Source organism: Pseudomonas oryzae (assembly GCF_900104805.1).
GTDB classification, from domain to species: domain Bacteria; phylum Pseudomonadota; class Gammaproteobacteria; order Pseudomonadales; family Pseudomonadaceae; genus Geopseudomonas; species Geopseudomonas oryzae.
Genome location: NZ_LT629751.1, coordinates 1,479,885 through 1,500,030, shown reverse-complemented (window position 1 = coordinate 1,500,030; position 20,146 = coordinate 1,479,885). Strand labels below are relative to the sequence as shown.

The following is a 20,146-nucleotide window of genomic DNA, read 5'->3' as shown; positions in this document are numbered from 1 at the left end:
AGGAATAATCGAAGAGGCCGTGCGGTCTCTTTTTTCGGCCCAAATAGACACTAATGGTATCTATAGATGAGTGAGTCTCCCGCGCGCCCGGATGTCTCCGGAAGGCGGTGCGCCTTCCGCCTTTCCGCCCCCATTCTGGGCGCGCTGCTGGTTGCCGGCTGCTCGTTCAGCGACCTGCAGCCGAAGTCGAGCCTGGTCAATCCGGATGATCTCGAGGCTGTCCAGGCCCTGGAGGGCATCACGGTTTCGCCCGCCAACTGGCCGCAGGCCGATTGGTGGTCGGGGTTCGCGGACGCACAGCTGGACACCTTGATTGCCGAGGCGCTGGAAAACGCACCCAGCCTGCGCGCGGCAGCCGCCCGCGTGCGCCAGGCGGAAGCCTCGCAGGGGCTCCAGGAGTCGCGCCTCATGCCAGAGGTGGATGGCTCCCTGTCGGTCATCCGGCAACGCTACAGCGCCGATGGCACCGCACCGGCCGCCGTGGCGGGCACTTGGCAGAACATCGGCCAGGGCATGCTCAATGGCAGCTACGAGCTGGATTTCTGGAGCAGGAACAAGGCGGCCGTAGAAGCCGCGGTGGGCCGCCGCAGGGCCGCCGAGGTCGACCAGTACACCGCTCGTCTGGTGCTGTCGTCCAGCATTGTCCAGGCCTATATCGACCTGCAGGCGACCTATGACCAACTGGCTGTCGAGCAGCAGATGCTCGAGCAACAGGAGCGCATCCACGCGCTTACCCGGCAGCGCTTTGCCGCGGAACTGGACAGCCAGATCGACATCAAGCAGTCCGAAGCGAGCATCACTGCATCTCGCGCGCGGATCATCGCCCTCAAGGAAGCCCTGGAACTCGGTCGCAACCGCCTGGCGGCCTTGGTCGGCAAGGGGCCCGACCGCGGGCGCAGCATCCAGCCTCCGCAACTCAAACCGTCCTCCGATCTCAGCATCCCGGGCAATCTCCCCGCTGACCTGCTCGGTCATCGTCCGGACGTGGTGGCGCAGCGCTGGCGGGTGGAGGCCGCCAGCCAGGACATCAATGTCGCCAAGGCGCAGTTCTATCCCAACGTCAACCTGACCTCCTTCATCGGCCTGCAGAGCATGGGCCTGGACACCTTCGCCCGGGGTGCCAGCCACACGCTCGGGTTCGGCCCGGCGATCAGCCTGCCGATCTTCGAGGGCGGGCGATTGCGCGCGAACCTGTCCGCCCAGAACGCCACCTATGACCTGGCTGTCGAGAACTACAACCAAACCCTGGTCGAAGCCCTGCACGACATTGCCGACCAGCTGTCCTCGATCCGCTGGCTGCAGGAGCGCATCCGGCAGCAGGAGCTCGCCGTACAGACCGCCACTGACGCCTACGAGCTGGTCAACCAGCGCTATGGCGCGGGCCTGGCCTCCTACATCCAGGTGCTGGTCAGCCAGACCGCCGTCTACGGCGAGCGCCGATCGCTGGTGACGTTGCAGGCCCGCGGCCTGTCCCTGCAAGCCAATCTGAGCCGAGCCCTTGGCGGCGGCTATCGACCCCAGCCGACGAGTGAACGCCTCGCCACCATATCGGACATCATCGAGTGAAGAGCATGTCAGCACCCCAAGCCGCGCAATCCCTGATCGCCCCTCGCCCCGCACCGAAGCCCCTGGTCGCTGCCGCCGCGACTGCCATCCTGCTCGGAGGACTGGCCGGGTGGCATTTCTGGGGGAGCGACAGTGAAACGACCGAAGATGCCTACGTGCAGGGCAATGTGGTGCAGGTCACCTCGCAGATCAGTGGCACCGTGATCGCCATCGAGGCCGACACCACTGATCACGTGGGCGTCGGCAACACCCTGATCCGGCTGAATCCGGTGGACGCGAAGGTCAACTTCGAGCGCGCCCAGGCAGCCCTGGCCCGCGCCACTCGCCTGGCAAGAACCCAGTACCTGCAGGTCGAGCAGTTGAGCGCGGAAGTCACCCAGCGGCAGAACGACCTGGCCAAGGCCACCAGCGACCTCGCGCGCCGTCAGCAGCTGTCCGCCAGCGGTGCGATCTCCAAGGAGGAGATCCGGCACTCGGAAACCATCGTTAAGAATGCCCGCGCTGCCCTGGAGGCCAGCCAACAGTCGCTGGCCCAGCGGCATGCCATGGTCGATGGCACACAGCTGCGCACGCACCCCGATGTGGTAACTGCCGCTAGCAATCTGCGCGATGCGTACATCGCCATGATGCGGACGTCGATTGTCGCGCCGGTCGCCGGAACGGTGACCAAGCGCGACGTGCAGGTCGGCCAGCGCATCAACCCCGGGGTAGCACTCATGTCCGTGGTACCGCTGGACACGCTGTGGGTCAACGCGAACTTCAAGGAATCGCAGCTTGAACATCTGCGGATCGGCCAGCCGGTGACCCTGACCTCGGACGTCTACGGTCCAGACACCGTCTACCACGGCAAGATCGTCGGCCTTGACGCCGGTACCGGCAGCGCCTTCGCCCTGCTCCCGGCGCAGAACGCGACGGGCAACTGGATCAAGGTGACCCAGCGGGTGCCGGTCAGGATCGCACTGGATGCCTCGGAGGTCGCGAAACACCCCCTGCGCATCGGCTTGTCCATGCACGTGTCGGTGGATACCCGGGACCGCCGCGGCGACATGAGCAGCTCAGACGTGTCTTCCAACTCGGCCTACAGTACGCAGGCATTCGACCATGAGATGCAGGATGCCGACGCCCTCGTCGAATCGATCATCCGGGCGAACGAAGGTGGCGCCTCCGTGGCGGGCAGGTGAGTGAATGTACAAAAAGCATGCTGCCCTGCTGTCCACCATCTTCCTGCTCTGCCTGGTCGAATTCCTGCAGGTTGGCATGGTGACGTTCGCCTCCGCGCCCATCCGCGGAGAAATCGATGCCAGCCCCGAGGAGTACAGTTTCGTGGCCGCCGTATACGCCTGCCTGGCGGTGGTGGTCATCGCCAAGCAGCACTGGCTGATCGAGCGTCTGGGCTGGCGCCATTACGTGCTCGGTTCCATCGCCGTGCACATCCTCGGCTCGCTGATCTGCAGCATGAGCAGTGATCTGACCACTTTCACCCTGGGGCGGGTGGTGATGGCGCTGGGCGGCGCCGCCTTCATGTCCACCGCTCGGGTCCTTGTCCAGCACATGCCCGCAGGTCCGGGACGCTTCGTTGGGGTCAAGGTCTTCGCCACCGGCCTCGCCGGCGGATCGGCCGCGGCCCCGCTGTTGGCCTCGATCGCGGTCAGCGAAGACACTTGGCAGGCCATGTTCTGGGTGCTGATATCGGCCACCTCGCTGACGGCGGTGCTCGCTTTCAGGTGCCTGCCGAAGGATCCGCATCCGGAAGAGGAATGGAGTCGGAGCAGCCCGGCGCGGATACTGTTGCTGGGGCTTGCCTCGTTTTTCCTGCTGTACGTTCTGCAACGGTCCTACTACGACTTCTACAACGATACCGACATACTCCTCGGATTCGTAGGCCTGGCGGCGTTCGCCTTCTATACCTACTTTCACGCGGAGCACCGGCACGAGACGCCGCTACTCAAGGTCCGAGAGCTCTGGAAGCCGCGTTTCGTGCTCGGTATCTCGCTGTTCTCCTTCAGTTACATAATCCTCGGCGCCAACAACTACATCCTGCCGACTTTTCTCCAGGCGGGCTTGGGCTATTCCTGGGAAACCATCGGGCACTTCCAGTCGCTGGGGCTGGCCGGGGCCGTGGTCACCTGGCTGATCATGCTGCGCGTCCTGCCGCGCTACCCGGCGCCGAAGAAGTTCTACGTCCTGGGCTTCCTGGGGCTGGGGATATATGGCTGGCTGCTTTCCTCCGTCACGCCCGAGGCCAATCTCTGGGAGCACGTCCTGCCGGCGCTGCTGCTCAACGGCAGCTTCACCATGCTGGTTCTGGCCACCACCGCCATGCAGGGCTTCCGCGACGTGATGCATGAGGACAAGCTCTTTTCCCATGCGCTTCAGGTCAAGAACATGCTGCGGGAAATCGCCTCAGCCCTGGGCACTTGCGTTGCTACGCTGCTCATCCAGTGGCGCAGCACCGTGCAGTACAACTCGCTCAACGTCAGGCTCACGCAGGGCGACCCCGTGTTCTCCGCCCAGCAACAGCACCTGACCCAATACCTGTCGCTGGTTCACGAAGGTGGCGTTGCCGCCAAGATGGCCATGACCCAGCTGGGGCAGCAGATCAGCCAGCAAGCCTCGCTGCTGGCCAGCATCGAATACTTCTGGGTCGTGATCTGGGTCGCCAGCCTGTCCCTGGCATTCATGCTCTGGCAGCAGGTCTTCCGCTAACCTCGGGAAAATGACGCGCAGCCGGATCCGATCCGGATGCGCGGCCACTGCCATCAGGCCATGGGCGTCGCCAGACGCTCAGCGATGAAATTGACGAACGCCTTTATCTTCGGCAGGGGCTGACGACTGGATGGCCAGAGGATACTGAGCGTGCGGCGATCCTCGACGTAAGGGGCCAGAAGTGCGAGCAGAACTCCCTTGGCGATCGCGTCTGCGACGACGAAGTCCGGCAGGCAGGCTATCCCCTGCCCTGCCTCGGCCATTGCCAGCAAGGGGTCGATGGCATTGGTGACCGCGGTCTGGGGCAGATCAAGGTGCAGCGGCTCGCCCCGTTCCACGAGTGGCCAGGGATCGAGCTTGCCGCTCGTGGGGTAGCGATAGTGCAGGCAAGCGTGGGTCGAGAGCTCGAGCGGATGCGAAGGCATGCCGTGCTGGGCAAGGTAGGACGGCGCGGCTACCAGCCGATGGCCGAAGCCGCTCAGCGCCCGCATGACCAGACGCGAGTCCTGTACCTCACCTATGCGCATGACGGCGTCGAAGCCCTCCTCGATCACGTTCACCAGCCGGTCGCTGAAGTCCAGCTCCAGTTCGATGGCGGGATACGCCTGCTGGAAGGCGATCAGATGAGGCATCAGGCGCACACCTAACTGCGGAAGGCTGATGCGCAGCTTGCCTTGCGGCTTGCCGGCCGCCTGCGTCAGCTCGCGCTCGGCAACCTCCAGCTCGGCGAAGACACGGTGGCAACGCTGCAGGAACAGCGAGCCCTCGGCCGTCAGCGTAATGGCCCGCGTGGAGCGGTGGAAGAGCCTGACGCCCAGTCGCTCCTCCAGGCGCGCCACCGCCTTGCCGATGGCTGAGGAGGACACCCCCAGGCGCCTGCCCGCCTCGGTGAAGCTGCGCGTTTCGGCGGCCTGGACGAAGGCGCCAAGGGCGCCGAGATGGTCCATCCGGGAGCTCATATTAATTCCTTGGATTCCGAAAAGACCGGAACTTTAGCTTATTTTTCTTTCAAGGTGTGCCCCCTATAGTCGCGCTTCCCGTGACCTGGATATGCAGGCCGACGGTATCGAAACGAGGCAACCATGAACTCCACACGCCCACTCACCGTGCTGCCGCCGGAACTCGCAGAGCACCGCGGCTATGCCCGGATCTTTCAGCCGGGGCAACTGACCTTCGGCTTCATCGCACCGCTCGAGAGCTACCCCGACACCCCCTGGCCGACACTCGCTGACCACCAGAACATGGCGCGAAAGGTCGACGAGGCGGGCTTTTCGGCGATCTGGCTACGCGATGTCCCGTTCTACGACCCAAACTTCGGCGACCTCGGTCAGCTTCTGGATCCTCTGGTCTACGCCGGCTACCTGGCTGCGGTGACAAAGCACATCGCCATCGGCACCGCAGGCATCGTGCTGCCGTTGCGCGATCCGCTGATCGTCGCCAAGCAGGCGACCAGCGTCGACCAGCTGCTGGGCGGCCGCTTCATTCTCGGCCTGGCCACCGGTGACCGCGCCCGCGAATATCCGGCCTTCGGCAGCAATTTTGACGACCGCGCAGATCGCTTCCGCGATGCGCTGGCCATGCTGCGGGCAGCCACGGAGCAAACATGGCCCATGCATTCCTCGCTGTTCTACGGGCAGCTCGACGGCAGCCTCGACCTGCTTCCCAAGCCCCGTGCGGCTAGGCTGCCGACCCTGGTGGTCGGCATGGCCGGGCAGAACATGGAGTGGATCGCCAGGCACACCGACGGCGTGCTCTGGTACCTGACCGACCCGGCACGCATTCCGGAGATCGTCAACCAATGGCGCGTCGCCTGCACCGGCATGCCCTTCAAGCCCTATGGCTACGGCACCTTCTTCGACCTGGACCGCGATCCGAACCTGCCGCTGCAGCCGGGGCGCGTGATGCGGGCCGGGCGTAATACGCTCATCGACCTGTGGCGGCGCCAGCAGGATCAGGGCGTCTGCCACGTTGCGCTGAACTTCAAGCCGCAGCGCAGGCCTGCCGCAGAGGTCATCGACGAGCTGGGTGAGTACGTGCTGCCGCACTTCCCCATCGGCAAGCCGGTCTCCCCGGCCGACACTGCCGTGGAGGGCGCGGCATGAAGCACGCCGTACATGCTATGGACTTCATTTTCCAGACCCGCCTGGGTACCTATCCCCTGGCAGCACAGTGCGAAATGCTGACCGAGCTTGGCTACCAGGGGCTGACGGTGTCCTGGTGGAGCCAGGAGCTGGCCGAGCTGCCACGGGTCAAGGAGCGCTGGGGACTGGACGTCGGGGCCATCTACGCGATCTACCGCCAGGGCCTGGAGTCGCGCCTGGTTCGACTGTTCGAGAGCGTCGAGGGGTGCGGTTCCATCGAGCTGGCCCTGCATTCCGGTGAGTCTGTCACTGATGCCGATCGCCGGATGCTCGATCGGCTGCTGCCGATCTGCGAGCGGCGGAACATCGAGCTGGCGCTCTACCCGCACGTACGCTACGGCATGCAGACCACCTCCGAGGCCGTCGCCCTATGCGAGGAATTCGACCATCCACGCCTGGGCATCGTGTTCAACGGCTACCACTGGTACGCAACCCAGGAGAAAGCGCTCGAGCAGCGCCTGGACGCGCTCTGGCCCTGGCTCAGGCAGGTAAACATCGCCGGTTGCCGCCTGTCGCCGCTGGGCTGGGGAGGAGCCGCCACCATCGAACCCCTGGACGAGGGGGAGATGGACAACTTCGTGCTGCTTGGCGCACTGACGCGGCGTGGTTATCAGGGCCGCTACGCCTTCCTCGGCTGGGAAAGCATGGGGGGCGACGTCTACGGCAACCTGCGTCGCTCGCTGACCTCCTTCAGGTCCATGGAACATCGCCTGTTGCAGCACCCCCACTGGGCGGTGATGGACCAGCTGGCGTACTGACCCCAAAGCGCGAGAGAGCCTTTCCATGAAACTACCGATTCACGCGCTGGATTCCTTCTTCTACACCTCGATGGGCGTCTACAGCTTCCGTTCGCAGTGCGAAATGCTCGCGGAGATCGGCTACGACGCGATCACGGTTGCGGCATGGGGTGGGCAGCCGTTGACCGATCTGTCGCTGCTGCCCAGCGTCAGGGCCGAGCACGGACTGGACATCGCGGCGCTTTACCTGGTTCTGCACGAGGGGCGCAACGACGCCGTGCTGCGACGGATCGTCGAGTCCGTCGAAGGCGTGGAGCTGATCGAGCTCGCCGTGCAGTCCTCGCTCAATGGCGAGTCGGCGATCCTGCGGGTGATCGAAGGGCTGTTGCCGATTGTCGAGCGGCGTGGCCTGCGTCTGGCGCTGTACCCGCACCGCCATCACGTTACGGAAACCACTTCGCAGGTCGTCGCCATCTGCCAGCACTTCGATCACCCGCAGCTGGGGGCCACCTTCAATGGCTACCACTGGTATGCCAGCGAGGAAGGCGACCTCGAGGGTCGTCTGCGCGCCATGCAGCCCTGGCTGATGCAGGTGACCACGTCCGGCTCAGCGCTTTCACCGCTGGGCTGGGGCGGCGTGGCCACAATGGAACCCCCAGACCGCGGCGAACTGGACAACTTCGCTTTGCTCGCCGCGCTGTCGCGCATGGGCTACCGCGGCCGCATCGGGCTGCTGGGCTGGGACTACTGTGGGGACGTCTATCTGAAGCTGCAACGCTCCCTGGCGACCATCCGCGAGATGCAGGAGCGCCTGAGCCGTCACCCTCAGTGGGCTCCGCTCGCCGGCGGGCAATGAGCGTCGAGCGGCCCCTTCATCCCCTTGTTCAATCCTTGAAAAATGGAGACCCCATGACCGCACTCTCTGTACTCGACCTCATGATGATCGGCGAAGGCAAAGGGCTGGCCCATTCGCTCGAAGAGGCCGCCCTGCTCGCCCGCCACGTGGAAAAACATGGCTACCGGCGCTACTGGGTGGCGGAGCACCACGACCTGTCGGGTATCGGCTCGGCCGCCACGACCCTGATCATTCAGCACCTGGCGGCGGCGACATCGACACTGCGGGTCGGCGCTGGCGGGATCATGCTGCCCAACCATTCACCGCTGGTCATCGCGGAACAGTTCGCCACGCTGGAGACCCTGTTCCCGGGACGCATCGATCTGGGCGTCGGACGCGCACCGGGATCTGCCGGCCCGAGCATCCGGGCGATGCGCGGCGACGCCTCGGAGCGCGACTTCGCTACCGACGTCACGCAACTGATGGACTACCTGGCCAACAACGGCCGACAGGAGGCACGGGGCTTACCCGGCCGCCATGATGTGCCGGTGTGGATTCTTGGCTCCAGCCTGCAAGGTGCCGATCTCGCGGCGAAGCTCGGTCTGCCCTACGCCTTCGCTTCGCATTTCGCTCCGCGTTTCCTGATGCAGGCGATCGCCCATTACCGGACCAACTTCCGGCCCAGCGAGCATCTGCAGCAGCCTTACGTGATCGCCGGGGTGAACGTCATCGCCGCCGAGACCCACGACGAAGCGGAGTACATCGCCAGCTCGCATCGCCATTGGGTGAATAACCTGCACAACGGTGTGCCGGGGCCGTTGCCGCAGCCAGAGGATGGCTACATGGCGCGCCTGTCCAACTGCGAATTGCAGGGACTGGCGCAGGCGATGGCTTGCACCGCCATCGGGGATAAGCGCGAAGTTGGGGCCTGGCTGCGTGAGTTCATTGCCACCACGGGCGCGAACGAACTGATGATCGACGCCAGGATCTACACCCCCACCGCGCGTTGCCGCTCGTATCAGCTGGCGGCCGAATCCATCGAGGATCTGCTCGAATAGCGCTGGCCCTGGATGCCGCTGCGACAGCCCGGCCACCGGGGCCGGCTGCTCCTTCCGATATGCGGCAGTCGCCAAACAACGGCATTGGCCAGGGACGGCCGCTACGCCTCCGGGCCGAAGGTGGCTATGGCGAAGTCAAGGAAGCTGCGCAGTTTCGGAGTGATGCGGCGATCCGGGGCATAGAGAATGTGCAAGGGCCGAGTCGGCACCTGATAGTCCGGCAGCAGCGCAACCAGCTCGCCCGTCGCCAGGTGCTTGCGAACCAGCTCGAGGGGCTGAAGCAAGATTCCCAGCCCCGCCAATGCGGCGCACAGCAGCGGCTCTCCATGATCGACCATCAGCCGCCCTGAGACAGCCACCACGATCCGCCCGTCTGGACCGTCGAAGGTCCACTGCGTGCGCAACTCCGTGTGCGCGAAACCCAGGCACTCATGTGCCTGCAAGTCCCATGGCGTATTCAAAGGGCCATGAGCCGCCAGATAGTCCGGCGCGGCGCAGAGCACGAGTCTGTAGGGAGCGAGAGGCCTGGCGATTAGCCCACTGTCGGCCAGTTGGCCGACCCTGAATACCGCATCGTAGCCTTCGTCGATCAAATCCACAGCGCGATTGGACAACGTCAGCTCGACACTGACCTCTGGGAACGCCTTCATGTACTCGGGCAGGTGCACTGCCAACTGCTGCATGCCGAAGCTGACCGGAGCGTTGATGCGCAAGCGCCCACTGGGTGACGCCTGAGCCTCCGCAGCGAGGTTTTCGGCATGCTCCACTTCGGCGAGGATGATTTTTGCGCGCTCATAAAATGAGCGTCCGAAATCGGTGAGACTCTGGCGCCGCGTGGTGCGGTTCAGCAGCCGCATACCGAGGCGTTGCTCCAGATGATGGACATGCTTGCCCACCAGTTGCGACGAAATCTGCAGCACTTCCGCCGCGGCGCTGAAGGATCCCAACTCCGCCGCCTTTACGAAGGCATTCATGCTGGCCAGTCGGTCCATTGCAAACAACTCGTTTTGAATGTCGTTTCATTTTGTATATTTATCCCTTTTGATTTCAAGTATTGAATGAGCCGACATTCGAGCAGGAGCTTGGGTGATCGGCTTGAATACGCCGCCATTTGCGTCCACACCGGTACCAGACTTGAGAACGATCGAGCACACTGCACCCGTCTCGGCACTTGCCGTGCTGGGGGCGGATTTCACCTTCCCGCGAGCCATTGAGGGCCAACCGACGCGACTGTCGGATTTCGGCGGACTGCAGATCGGCCGCTTTCGCACCAGCGATGACGTGGAGCTCGCCTACTGGGTGGCCGGTGAAGGTGATCCCCTGGTGTTCATCCCCGGCTGGTCGGCTAACGGGGCGCTGTACGTCTACCTGATGGCTCTGCTGAGTCGGCATTACCGCGTCCATGTCCTGGATGTCCGCAATCAGGGGCTGTCCCAGCGTGTGTCGTTCGGCACCCGGATTTCACGGTTTGCCATGGATCTCAAGGAGTTCGCCGAGCATCTGCATCTGGACACGGCACATTACTGTGGATGGTCCATGGGCGCCTCGGTGTTGTGGGCTTATATCGACCTGTTCGGTACCCAGGGCGTTCGCAAGCTGGCTTTTATCGATCAGGCCCCCTCGATCTACTGCCACGCGGACTGGACTGAACAGGAGCGCCTGGACGCCGGAGCTTTCACTTCATCCCCGGAGCGCATGATTGCCTCGTATACCCAGATGAAGCCGGTCAACATGCTGATTTCCGGCACCAGGGTTCTGGAGCACGCAACGCATATGGATTCGCCGTACTACGCAAATGCCTTGGCGTTCGCCCAGTCCATCATCATCGATGACATGAGCTATACCGGTCAGGTGCTGTTCGATCATGCGACCAATGATTGGCGCGACGTCATCCGCAGCAAGATCGACGCACCGACTGCGATTTTCTCGGGCGAGTACAGCGACTGGCTTCACAGTCAGCGCTGGATGGCCTCAGTCATTCCCGACGCTTCGCTGTTCGTGTACTCGAAAGCCGATCATGGGGACCACTTCCTGGCCTTGAAGAACCCGTTGAAATTCAGTTCAGACCTGCATGGGTTCCTGATGCGCTGAGCGGAATTCGATCCGACCTCCGGTCGAACGTCCGGCTCTGGAAGCCGGGTTGCACTTGGGCAAAGCGATTACCGCAATGCCCCTTACTCATGTTCTCAGAGGAAGCCATTATGCCCGTTGTACGAGTGAGCTGGTTTGAAGGCAAGGACCATGCTGCCAAACAGGCGGTAGCTGCCGAGATCACCGAAAGCATCGTGAAGAACACTGGCACTGATCCGAACTACATCTATGTCATCTTCGAAGATATCGCCCCCAGTGATTGGGCGGGGGCGGGAAAACTGTTCGGCGGTCCCGACAAGGACTCCTGAATGGCCATCTTCGGCTCCGTAGCGAACGCCGGTCATTCGGTGGTGCGGCTGAATCGCCAAGGCTGCCCGATATCGGCAGCGATGCCGGGAGCTCCTTTCTCTTGCGCAGCCTTTTGATCTTCGGCTGCCTCATCCCTTGCTTGGCGGTATGAGGTTGACGATCTCGGCTCCTGCCTGCCAAGACCATGGATTGCCATCCGCGGAGCCGATATCACTCAGAAGGCATTGCTCACGGTCGCAAAGCTCGATGATTCAGCGATGCGAACCTTATCCAGAAGCGGGAGGGCGCTGCTCTGCAGCGGTTGTTCGAAACACTGCATGCACACACAGCCACGCCCTGATCAAACCAATCCTTCGTGTGCCGTCAGCCCCCCACCTGACGATCACTGACATCTTTCAAGGTAAGATTGATGACTGTTCAACTCGTAATCGACAACAAGAAACACAATGCTTCAAGCGGAAAACTGTATCAGCGTGTCGACCCGCTTAGCGGACTGACGATCAGCGAAGGCGCGGCCTGCAGCGTGGAGGATGCTCTACGTGTCGCCGACTCATCCGAGCGCGCGTTCCGCAAATGGTCGAAGACCGGACCGACCGAGCGGCGCCGCCTGCTGCTTGCTGCAGCCGACGCACTGGAAGCCAAAATGGCGGAATTCTGCCTGGTCATGGCCGAGGAAATCGGTGCTTCGCAGCTCTGGGCCCAATTCAACGTCGGCGCATCGGCGAATCTGCTGCGGGAAGCAGCGGCACTGACCACGCAGATCAAAGGCGAGACCATCCCGACCGACAAGCCCGGGGCACTATCGATGACCCTTCGCCAGCCGGTGGGCACCGTCCTGAGCATCGTGCCGTGGAACGGTCCGGTGATTCTCGGCGCACGCGCCATCGCCTATCCGCTGGCCTGCGGCAATACCGTGATCTTCAAGGGCTCGGAAAGCAGTCCGCGCACCCATGCCCTGCTGGCCGATGCTTTCATCGAGGCGGGGCTGCCCGAGGGCGTGCTGAACTTCCTCATCACCGCGCCCGAAGACGCCGCAGCAGTAACTGACACGCTGGTCGCCCACAATACCGTGCGCCGCGTCAATTTCACCGGCTCCACTAAGGTCGGCCGCATGATCGCCGAAACCTGTGCCAGCCATCTCAAGCGTTGCTTGCTGGAGCTGGGCGGCAAGGCTCCATTTCTCGTTCTGGACGACGCCGATATCGATGGCGCTGTGAACGCAGCGGTATTCGGCGCCTTCCTCTACCAGGGCCAGATCTGTATGTCGACCGAGCGCTTTGTGGTCGACGAAACCGTAGCAGATGACTTCGTCAGCAAGTTTGCCGAGCGAATCGCTCAGCTGGAGGTGGGTAACCCGACCTCCACCCCGGCTTGTGTGGTTGGCCCGATGATCTCCCAGGGCTCGGTGCAGCGGATCAATCAGCTGCTCGATGATGCTATCGGCAAAGGCGCGAAGATCGTTGCCGGCGGCCTGGCCGAAAACGCTCTGATGGGGCCGACCCTGGTCGACCATGTCCGCCGAGACATGGCCATCTACGACGAGGAAACCTTCGGCCCGGTGACGACCGTCGTTCGCGTCAAGGGCGCCGAGCAGGCCCTGGAGGTCGCCAATGACACCGCTTACGGGCTGTCGTCATCGATCTTCAGTGCCGACGTGACGCGCGCGCTCGAACTGGCCAGTCGTCTGGACGCAGGTTGCGTCCATATCAATGGCGCAACTGTACAGAACGAGGCTCAGGCCCCGTATGGCGGCATGAAACACAGTGGTTACGGTCGCTTCGATGGTAGCGCGGTGATCGAGGAGTTCACCGAGGTCAAATGGGTGACCGTCGAGCCTGCCCATCAGACCTATCCATTCTGAACGAGCGGCCGGTGCTCGCGCGCACTGGTCTTGCCCCCATCGCGCAGACGGCCAGTCCGCGCGATGGATGGGCTCATGTGCAGACATTCTTCACGGCATGCAACTTTGTCAAGCATCTGAAGGCTCTACGATGGTGCACTCCGATCAAAGCGATCTGCGATGCTTGGACTCGATCGACAGAAAGTTACAAGACTGATCCGAACCACCTCATCCCGTTATAAAACACCTTGGTGCTCACACTGCAGCCCCCCTTCCCAACTTGCTCATCAGATGCCATGGAAACCCGTGGAAATCGGGGATGTTTCAGACCTTCCTTGGCACTCAGCCTGCTTCCCAGAGGGGAACAGGCTGAGTCAGTTATATACCTATGCAGGCTGAACGATAATCTTCACATTCTGATCTTTGTTATTGACCAGCTGATCAAATCCGAGCGACACAATATCTTCAAGCCCGATACGGCCAGTGATAAGTGGTGACACATCAATGTGTCCGGAAGAAATCAAGTCGATCACGTCCGCGAACTCGCCTCTATACGCCAGCGCGCCGACTAGTTTCTTTTCGGTAGCAACGACTTCGAAGAAGTTGAACTGACTTGCTTCTTCGAAAACGCCTACGAGCACGCAGGTTCCTGCTTTGCGTACGGTGTCGATGGCCAGCTTCGCTGTGTTCTTATTGCCGACACATTCGAAACTAACATCTGCGCCGCGGCCGGACGTCAGTGCACGAACCTCGGTAAGTACATCGCACTCTTTGGGGTCGAGTACACGGGTGGCGCCGACTTCGAGCGCTTTTTCCTTGCGGGCCGACGACATTTCCAGCGCTATGATTTGCGATGCTCCCGCAGCTTTTGCGCACATGATGGTGCAAAGACCAATAGTGCCAGCGCCTACAACAACTACGCTAAGCCCTGCTAGATCGCCCGCTTGCTTGACCGCATGCATCCCGACAGAGAGAGGTTCGATAAGCGCCCCTGCCTCTTCGGGAAAGCCTGCCGGCAACCGATACAGAACATTGGCCGGGACATTGACTAGCGGGGCAAATGCGCCGTCGTTCATAAGTCCAGTAAAAGCAATGCTGTCACAAAGATTGTATTGTCCCTGGAGGCAGTAAAAGCACTCGCCGCAATGCTGGCAGGCATCAGCGGTGACAACATCGCCTATCGAGTAACCATCTACCCCTACACCTACTTTAACGATCTCGCCAGAGAACTCATGCCCAAGAATGCATTTCCCGCTCAGGCCGGTTACAGGATGAGGAGCATCGACAGGAATGAATACTGGGCCAGCCACATACTCATGTAAGTCAGAGCCACAAATACCACACCAGCTGACCCGCACCTGAACCCACCCTGGGGCCGGATCTGCCGGAAGGGGAACATCTTGTACCCGAATATCATGGCGGCCATGCCAAACCGCTGCCCGCATGGTTCTTGTGGTCAAGTTCTGATTTGTCATCTGCTAATCCTCACACCCGCTTCACGCGGTGATGTTGTTCTTCTTGTTTGAGATCTGGTATATCGTCTTTCCTGGCCTGAGGAAGTTGCAGCATTAAAGCGATAGCACGCTATCACAGGTACTGACCTGACGAGTTGCATGATGCGGCCATTTTTTGCTCAAGCACCATGCTCGCCTGCCTGGCAGCACAAGAATGACCCAGTTGATACTTAACTATGGCCATCATGCTTTAACCGCTTCCGGGGTCACTGACGTCGACCTGCAGGACTACTGATTCGCGACATTCCAGAGCACGGATCTTGGCGGCAGCTTCCTCAACGATGCCTCGACCCTAGTCTGCGACATCAGCTCCGACGTTGGAATGGCTCAACGCAACCGCCCTGTCGATGCCACGACAGGCTCCGGACATCAGGGCGATGCTACCGACAAGGGAAAAATCGAGAGAAGTACTTTTGCTCATGCCATACCTCTTGTTGTTTTTGATGCGCCACCACCAGCTGGGCGCAATTTCGATACAAGCAAGAGGAATGCCAATCCATCAAAATATTCATAACTATTTGATTTTTAATGATTATTCATCATCACAACCTCCCCGCCGAATTCTCGCCGTAAGACATTCGGTCTCTCACCACTAAAACTTACCTGAGAATTCTGAGGCATTATGTCTCACATGTATCTTTACGATGGACCTCAATTGTCACGAAGTGGAAACTTCTTTCTGGGGCTGTTGACGTTTCGCGGCAGGGGCCTTGAGGAATAAGAGCAAACCCGCAGAATTGAGGTTCCTCCACCAATAACCCTGCGGGTTTGCAATGCCCCGATTGATGCTCAGTGACGAGCTTGGTCGAAGCTGGAGAAATTCAGCTTCAGCAAGCGATTTACCACAAGCCAGATCTGCGGATGACGTTTGAGGGAATGCTCTAACGGATGCGCGTGGGCTGCCCCTGGAGAGACCTGTCCAGCGCCTTTGGGTGCTGGAACTCTGTCTACAAACGATTCAACCCTTGGTCGACGGCCAGCAAGTGGCTCAACGTGTTCAACGCATTGCTCGAGGAGCCTGACTTTGAGTGGGCATTCATCGACGGTACCTATGTAAAGGCCCATCAGCACAGTGCTGGTGCTGCCAGCGGTAAGTCTGAGGCGATCGGCAAAAGCCGCGCCGGCCATACGAGCAAGATCTACCTGGCGGTCGATGCGCATGGTTTGCCTGTGGCTTTCGAGATCACCGGAGGCGACATCAACGACTGCACGGCAGCTCCCCAGCTGATAGCGCAGCTGCCGTCTGCCGAGGTGATCGTGTCGGACAAGGGCTATGACAGTGAGTGCATCAGCGAACAGATCGAGACGCAGGGCGCCCGACCGGTGATCCCCAGAAAGCGCAACTCGATCAGGGGCAATGCCGACTTGGACAGGGGGCTGTATCGCTACAGGCATCTGGTCGAGAACGCCTTTGTGCGGCTGAAGCACTACTGGGCCGTGGCGTTCCGATACGACAAGCTGAAGCGAAGTTACGAGAGCATGATAGCCATGGCCTGCGGGGTCCTATGGCTATCCATGTGAAACGTCAACAGCCCCTAGAACTCAGGATGCAGGCCAGAGGGTACGTCCAAAGAAGGTCAGCGTCCGATCCCAAGCCAGTTGCGACCAGGCTGGATCGTACTGGGTCGCCTCGATACGTCCGGGCCCGACTGCGTTCTCATTGGCAAAGCCGTGGTGAGCAAGGTACCGATGAAATTCCGTTTTCACACCGGCCACTTGAAGCTTCTGCTCAAGCTCATCGACCTTGGCCAGTGGGAAGAAAGCGTCTTGGGTAGCCCAATGCCCCATCACCGGTGCCCGGATGACAGATGCGTCGATGTATTCGAGGGGCGGGAATCCATACCAGGCCACCGCGGCCGCTACCTCTGGATTATGAACAAGGCTCAGCAGCGTCAGAGCGCCACCCATGCAAAATCCGGTAACAGCCACCTTCGGCGTCTTCTGCAGCAGGTACTGAACCGCCCCCTTGATGTCTTGTGCGGCTGCATCGCCAAAGTCGAGGCCCTCCATGAGATGGTGAGCCTCTTCTGCCTCGACCGTGGATTTGCCTCGGTACAGATCAGGTACAAGCGCTAGGTAGCCCAAGTGAGCTAAGCGATCAGCCACTCCCTTGATCTGGTCATTGAGTCCCCACCACTCTTGGATCACAACAATAGCCGGAGCTCCCTCTGTATGCGACGGCGTCGCAAGGTATCCTTGAAGCTCCTGACCGTCCGGTCGCTTGAAGGTGACGGTGATTCCAGTACTCACTTTCATATCGTTCTCCCAAGTAGAAAACTGCCCACGTGACACAGCGGCTTGCAAGCATATTCCGCATCATCTAAGTGTCATTGCCCAAGACCCATTTTGCCGAAATTGCAAAACATTTGCGTTGTGGTAGCGAGTCAACTGCTCGCTCAGAAACTGGCCTGGATCTTCAGGCCTGCGACCAGGGCGTTGTCGACCTCGTCAACACCACCTGGACTGCGGACATATTGAAGGTTGGGGCGAACAGTCAGCCAATTGGTCATATGGACACCATAGTACAACTCCATATTATACTCACTGCGCTGAACGGGCACGAAGCGAGGATCATCGTAACCTTCAATGCCACTGACCTCGTTGAGTTGTTGCTGGCGCTTGGTAACGTCGTCGTTCACGTGCAGACGAGCCACACCGAACCCAATGTCGTCTTTTGGCCTAGAGTCGAAAAAACCTTTATACACAAGACCAAGTTGCTGGTACCTATCAATAAAGCTAGTAGCCTGATCAAGTAACGTGAGGCTCGCGAAGATGCTCAGGCCGCGGCTAGCATCACCGTTGTGTGCGGTTAATTGTTGCTGCGCAATCACCCACCACCCATGCTTGCTGCCATGCGATTTGAACGCTTCTCCTGTGAAGCCTTGCGGATCCCCGTTGACGTCCTCGTAGACGTCGTTGGCACTTGCACTGCTGTAGAAGTAGCCCAAGCGATACTCACCCGGTAGTTTCTGGCCGCCAACCTTGGGACTCCAGACCGCTTCGACCGGCAACAACATCCCTTTAGAACCGCTGCCGCTGAGCTTGAATCCGTTGCCGGTCTCCAGATACGAAGGGTTCATCTCGAAAGCACCAACCTGCAAAGCCAAGTCGGGCACAACGTTGTACTTGATCCGCATGCCCCACTGGCTCACCGGCCAGCTGAACCAGACATCACCTGCCACGTTGCCAATTGGTGAGCTGCAAAATGCAAGGCTCTGGAAATCACAGGGGAAGCTGTTGAAGTCCTCCTGGATACCCATGCGCCCGAGCTTTACGTCCAGCTTGTCATCGAAGAGTTTCTGGCGGTACCACATTTGGGTGAGACGCCATGTTTGGCCGCGCCCCCAAACTTCCTGCACTGAACTTAGCTGGCCGGTTCGAGGATCCGCGATACGATCGTTTGACAGGTTATTCCCGCTCCGTTCGGTTATCATCAGTTGGAAGTCGGCAGCATTCCAGCCAAGGATCTTCTGCAGATCCAGATGGGCGCCCAACGCCCATTGATCAGTGTAGCGCGCAGTTTTATCGTGATTGAAACCGCCATGCAGGTTGGTTGCGGTTTCACCGGTATAACCAACGGTGAAGTCATAACCATTCTCCAGAAGCTCATTTCTCACGCCCCCCCAATCACCAAAACCCCATTGAGAGGCGGAGGTAGCGTTGGAGGTACATGCAAGGATCCAAAAAGCAAAAGGCAAAAGCAATTTCATTTTCATGCAGGTTATTCCTTGTTTTTATTATTTCGCGACTCAGCACTCCCCCGCAGAGCTGCCATTTTGGCAGCTCTGCAATTTCGAAAGGGGTTGCAACGCAGTCCAATAGGTTTCGATTAGAAGAGCCTCATTTGGCGTCGAAACCAAATAAGGCATCAGATCAGGCACCCAGATCAGTCAGATTCCTGCCAAGCACAGGTACTTGATCTCCAAGTAATCCTCGATCCCGTATTTGGATCCCTCACGACCAATGCCAGAAGCCTTGATCCCGCCAAATGGAGCAGCCTCGGAGCTGATGATTCCCGTGTTCACTCCGACGATGCCGTACTCCAAGCTCTCACCTACCCGGAACGCTCTACTCAGATTCGACGTGTAGAAATACGCTGCTAGACCGTACTCTGTGTCGTTGGCCTTGCTGAGGACATCGGCGTCATCGGAGAACCTGAATACCGGAGCAAGAGGGCCAAAAGTCTCCTCTTTGGAAACACGAGCAGTGTCCGGAACATCCACCAGAACTGTCGGTTCGAAGAAGTTGCCTCCCAAGGAATGCGCCACCCCGCCCTTCAGAACACGAGCGCCCTTGTCCAGGGCGTCTTTGATGTGCTCTTGAACTTTGGCCACCGCCTGGCCGTCGATAAGCGGCCCCAGGGTGACCCCCTCGACAAAACCATCGCCAGCGTTCAGGCTCCCCACGGCAACAGCGAGTTTGTCGACAAAGGCGTCATACACAGCGTCGTGGACATACAGTCGATTCGTGCAGACACAGGTTTGGCCAGCGTTACGGAATTTGGAGGCGATAGCCCCCTCCACAGCGGCATCCAGGTCGGCATCCTCGAAAACGATAAAGGGCGCATTACCGCCGAGTTCGAGGGAGACCTTCTTGATGTCGTGAGAGCACTTTGCCATGAGCTCGCGACCAATCTCGGTCGATCCGGTGAACGAAATCTTGCGCACAGCCGGATTAGCCGTCAGCTCGTCGGCAATCTCCGCGGCGGCTCCCGTCACGACAGACAGGACACCACGCGGAATCCCTGCACGCTCAGCCAGATCAACCAGAGCCAGTGCGGAGAAAGGCGTTTGCGAGGCCGGCTTGATGACCATGGTGCACCCTGCAGCCAGGGCCGGGCCCGCTTTGCGAGTGATCATCGCGGAGGGGAAATTCCACGGAGTGATCGCGGCGCACACACCAATCGGCTGCTTGAGCACAACCAGTCGCCGATCAACTTGCCCCGGAATAATATCGCCATAGATACGCTTCGCTTCTTCGGCATACCACTCGATGTAAGAGGCCCCGAACACGATCTCACCCTGAGCCTCCGACAAGGGCTTACCCTGCTCCAGCGTCATGATGCGGGCCAGATCGAGCTGGTTTTCGATGATCAGCTCATACCAGCGGCGGAGCTTCGCAGACCGCTCCTTCGCCGAAAGCTCACGCCAGGCCGGCAGTGCTCGCTCGGCCGCCTCGACGGCACGGCGTGTTTCAGCCTGGCCCATCCGCGGAACATGGCCGACAGTGGCATTGTTCGCTGGATTGACGACTGTGATCGTGACCCCGCTGTCTGCGAGGCACCACTCGCCATCGATGTACGCGCGCTCGCGAAACAGATCCGGTTTTTTCAGTTCCACTGCTTGCTCT

Annotated in this window: 16 protein-coding genes and 1 pseudogene; 11 read left to right on the top strand and 6 right to left on the bottom strand. The window is 60.5% G+C overall.

The features are described 5' to 3' along the window. Positions 1-66: 66 nt before the first annotated feature. From BLT78_RS06795 to BLT78_RS06785, 3 genes are read left to right on the top strand one after another with little or no spacing between them, the layout of a single operon-like run. Positions 67-1,566 carry an efflux transporter outer membrane subunit gene (locus tag BLT78_RS06795; RefSeq protein WP_090348253.1) on the top strand — a complete coding sequence of 500 codons (1,500 nt, stop codon included), beginning with the start codon at positions 67-69 and terminating at the stop codon, positions 1,564-1,566. 5 nt (positions 1,567-1,571) lie between these two features. Beyond that, positions 1,572-2,747: an HlyD family secretion protein gene (locus tag BLT78_RS06790; RefSeq protein ID WP_090348252.1), complete on the top strand. Its 1,176-nt coding sequence runs from the start codon at positions 1,572-1,574 to the stop codon at positions 2,745-2,747. Between the two features lie 4 nt (positions 2,748-2,751). Then, on the top strand, positions 2,752-4,272 hold the full coding sequence (locus tag BLT78_RS06785; protein ID WP_090348251.1) for an MFS transporter: 1,521 nt from the start codon (positions 2,752-2,754) through the stop codon (positions 4,270-4,272). Between the two features lie 53 nt (positions 4,273-4,325). Here BLT78_RS06785 and BLT78_RS06780 read toward each other — a convergent pair whose 3' ends face one another. Next, a complete protein-coding gene (locus BLT78_RS06780) occupies positions 4,326-5,219 on the bottom strand; it encodes a LysR family transcriptional regulator (protein WP_090352176.1) in 894 nt (297 codons plus the stop codon). Positions 5,220-5,354: 135 nt separating this feature from the next. Between BLT78_RS06780 and BLT78_RS06775 the strand changes: the two genes are divergently transcribed. From BLT78_RS06775 to BLT78_RS06760, 4 genes are read left to right on the top strand one after another with little or no spacing between them, the layout of a single operon-like run. Beyond that, positions 5,355-6,374 carry an LLM class oxidoreductase gene (locus tag BLT78_RS06775; protein WP_090348250.1) on the top strand — a complete coding sequence of 340 codons (1,020 nt, stop codon included), beginning with the start codon at positions 5,355-5,357 and terminating at the stop codon, positions 6,372-6,374. After that, positions 6,371-7,171, top strand: coding sequence for a sugar phosphate isomerase/epimerase family protein (locus BLT78_RS06770; RefSeq protein WP_090348249.1), 801 nt, complete (start codon positions 6,371-6,373; stop codon positions 7,169-7,171). The genes BLT78_RS06775 and BLT78_RS06770 overlap by 4 nt, the downstream gene beginning before the upstream one ends. A gap of 25 nt (positions 7,172-7,196) precedes the next feature. After that, positions 7,197-8,006 carry a sugar phosphate isomerase/epimerase family protein gene (locus tag BLT78_RS06765; RefSeq protein WP_090348248.1) on the top strand — a complete coding sequence of 270 codons (810 nt, stop codon included), beginning with the start codon at positions 7,197-7,199 and terminating at the stop codon, positions 8,004-8,006. Positions 8,007-8,059: 53 nt separating this feature from the next. After that, positions 8,060-9,043 (top strand): LLM class flavin-dependent oxidoreductase, encoded by a 984-nt coding sequence (locus tag BLT78_RS06760; RefSeq protein WP_090348247.1) that lies wholly within the window; start codon positions 8,060-8,062, stop codon positions 9,041-9,043. 101 nt (positions 9,044-9,144) lie between these two features. Here the strand turns inward: BLT78_RS06760 and BLT78_RS06755 are convergent, their stop codons facing one another. Further along, positions 9,145-10,035, bottom strand: coding sequence for a LysR family transcriptional regulator (locus tag BLT78_RS06755; protein WP_090348246.1), 891 nt, complete (start codon positions 10,033-10,035; stop codon positions 9,145-9,147). A 151-nt stretch (positions 10,036-10,186) separates the two neighbouring features. On the opposite strand from BLT78_RS06755, the gene BLT78_RS06750 reads away from it, so the two are divergent. The 3 genes from BLT78_RS06750 to BLT78_RS06740 all read left to right on the top strand — a co-directional run bounded on the left by BLT78_RS06750 (position 10,187) and on the right by BLT78_RS06740 (position 13,304). Next, positions 10,187-11,134, top strand: coding sequence for an alpha/beta fold hydrolase (locus tag BLT78_RS06750; RefSeq protein ID WP_231975787.1), 948 nt, complete (start codon positions 10,187-10,189; stop codon positions 11,132-11,134). Between the two features lie 110 nt (positions 11,135-11,244). Beyond that, complete coding sequence (locus BLT78_RS06745; protein WP_090348245.1) at positions 11,245-11,442, top strand: tautomerase family protein; 198 nt, start codon at positions 11,245-11,247, stop codon at positions 11,440-11,442. A gap of 410 nt (positions 11,443-11,852) precedes the next feature. Then, a complete protein-coding gene (locus BLT78_RS06740; RefSeq protein WP_090348244.1) occupies positions 11,853-13,304 on the top strand; it encodes an aldehyde dehydrogenase in 1,452 nt (483 codons plus the stop codon). 365 nt (positions 13,305-13,669) lie between these two features. Here BLT78_RS06740 and BLT78_RS06735 read toward each other — a convergent pair whose 3' ends face one another. Continuing rightward, positions 13,670-14,728, bottom strand: coding sequence for a 2,3-butanediol dehydrogenase (locus tag BLT78_RS06735; protein WP_197673165.1), 1,059 nt, complete (start codon positions 14,726-14,728; stop codon positions 13,670-13,672). Between the two features lie 842 nt (positions 14,729-15,570). On the opposite strand from BLT78_RS06735, the pseudogene BLT78_RS06730 reads away from it, so the two are divergent. Beyond that, a pseudogene (locus BLT78_RS06730) lies at positions 15,571-16,318 on the top strand (IS5 family transposase). A 21-nt stretch (positions 16,319-16,339) separates the two neighbouring features. On the opposite strand, the gene BLT78_RS06725 reads toward BLT78_RS06730, so the two are convergent. From BLT78_RS06725 to gabD, 3 genes are all read right to left on the bottom strand, one after another. Then, positions 16,340-17,053, bottom strand: a complete 714-nt coding sequence (locus BLT78_RS06725) for a dienelactone hydrolase family protein (protein WP_090348242.1) — start codon at positions 17,051-17,053, stop codon at positions 16,340-16,342. A gap of 140 nt (positions 17,054-17,193) precedes the next feature. Next, positions 17,194-18,513: a carbohydrate porin gene (locus tag BLT78_RS06720; RefSeq protein ID WP_090348241.1), complete on the bottom strand. Its 1,320-nt coding sequence runs from the start codon at positions 18,511-18,513 to the stop codon at positions 17,194-17,196. A 174-nt stretch (positions 18,514-18,687) separates the two neighbouring features. Beyond that, complete coding sequence (gene gabD, locus BLT78_RS06715; RefSeq protein ID WP_090348240.1) at positions 18,688-20,136, bottom strand: NADP-dependent succinate-semialdehyde dehydrogenase; 1,449 nt, start codon at positions 20,134-20,136, stop codon at positions 18,688-18,690. Between the last annotated feature and the right edge of the window lie 10 nt (positions 20,137-20,146).

Excerpts from the sequence above, each read along its gene's own strand:
- BLT78_RS06795 (WP_090348253.1), top strand. The coding sequence starts at position 67 with ATGAGTGAGTCTCCCGCGCGCCCGGATGTCTCCGGAAGGCGGTGCGCC.
- BLT78_RS06790 (WP_090348252.1), top strand. The coding sequence starts at position 1,572 with ATGTCAGCACCCCAAGCCGCGCAATCCCTGATCGCCCCTCGCCCCGCA.
- BLT78_RS06785 (WP_090348251.1), top strand. The coding sequence starts at position 2,752 with ATGTACAAAAAGCATGCTGCCCTGCTGTCCACCATCTTCCTGCTCTGC.
- BLT78_RS06780 (WP_090352176.1), bottom strand. The coding sequence starts at position 5,219 with ATGGACCATCTCGGCGCCCTTGGCGCCTTCGTCCAGGCCGCCGAAACG.
- BLT78_RS06775 (WP_090348250.1), top strand. The coding sequence starts at position 5,355 with ATGAACTCCACACGCCCACTCACCGTGCTGCCGCCGGAACTCGCAGAG.
- BLT78_RS06770 (WP_090348249.1), top strand. The coding sequence starts at position 6,371 with ATGAAGCACGCCGTACATGCTATGGACTTCATTTTCCAGACCCGCCTG.
- BLT78_RS06765 (WP_090348248.1), top strand. The coding sequence starts at position 7,197 with ATGAAACTACCGATTCACGCGCTGGATTCCTTCTTCTACACCTCGATG.
- BLT78_RS06760 (WP_090348247.1), top strand. The coding sequence starts at position 8,060 with ATGACCGCACTCTCTGTACTCGACCTCATGATGATCGGCGAAGGCAAA.
- BLT78_RS06755 (WP_090348246.1), bottom strand. The coding sequence starts at position 10,035 with ATGGACCGACTGGCCAGCATGAATGCCTTCGTAAAGGCGGCGGAGTTG.
- BLT78_RS06745 (WP_090348245.1), top strand. The coding sequence starts at position 11,245 with ATGCCCGTTGTACGAGTGAGCTGGTTTGAAGGCAAGGACCATGCTGCC.
- BLT78_RS06740 (WP_090348244.1), top strand. The coding sequence starts at position 11,853 with ATGACTGTTCAACTCGTAATCGACAACAAGAAACACAATGCTTCAAGC.
- BLT78_RS06735 (WP_197673165.1), bottom strand. The coding sequence starts at position 14,728 with ATGCGGGCAGCGGTTTGGCATGGCCGCCATGATATTCGGGTACAAGAT.
- BLT78_RS06725 (WP_090348242.1), bottom strand. The coding sequence starts at position 17,053 with ATGAAAGTGAGTACTGGAATCACCGTCACCTTCAAGCGACCGGACGGT.
- BLT78_RS06720 (WP_090348241.1), bottom strand. The coding sequence starts at position 18,513 with ATGAAAATGAAATTGCTTTTGCCTTTTGCTTTTTGGATCCTTGCATGT.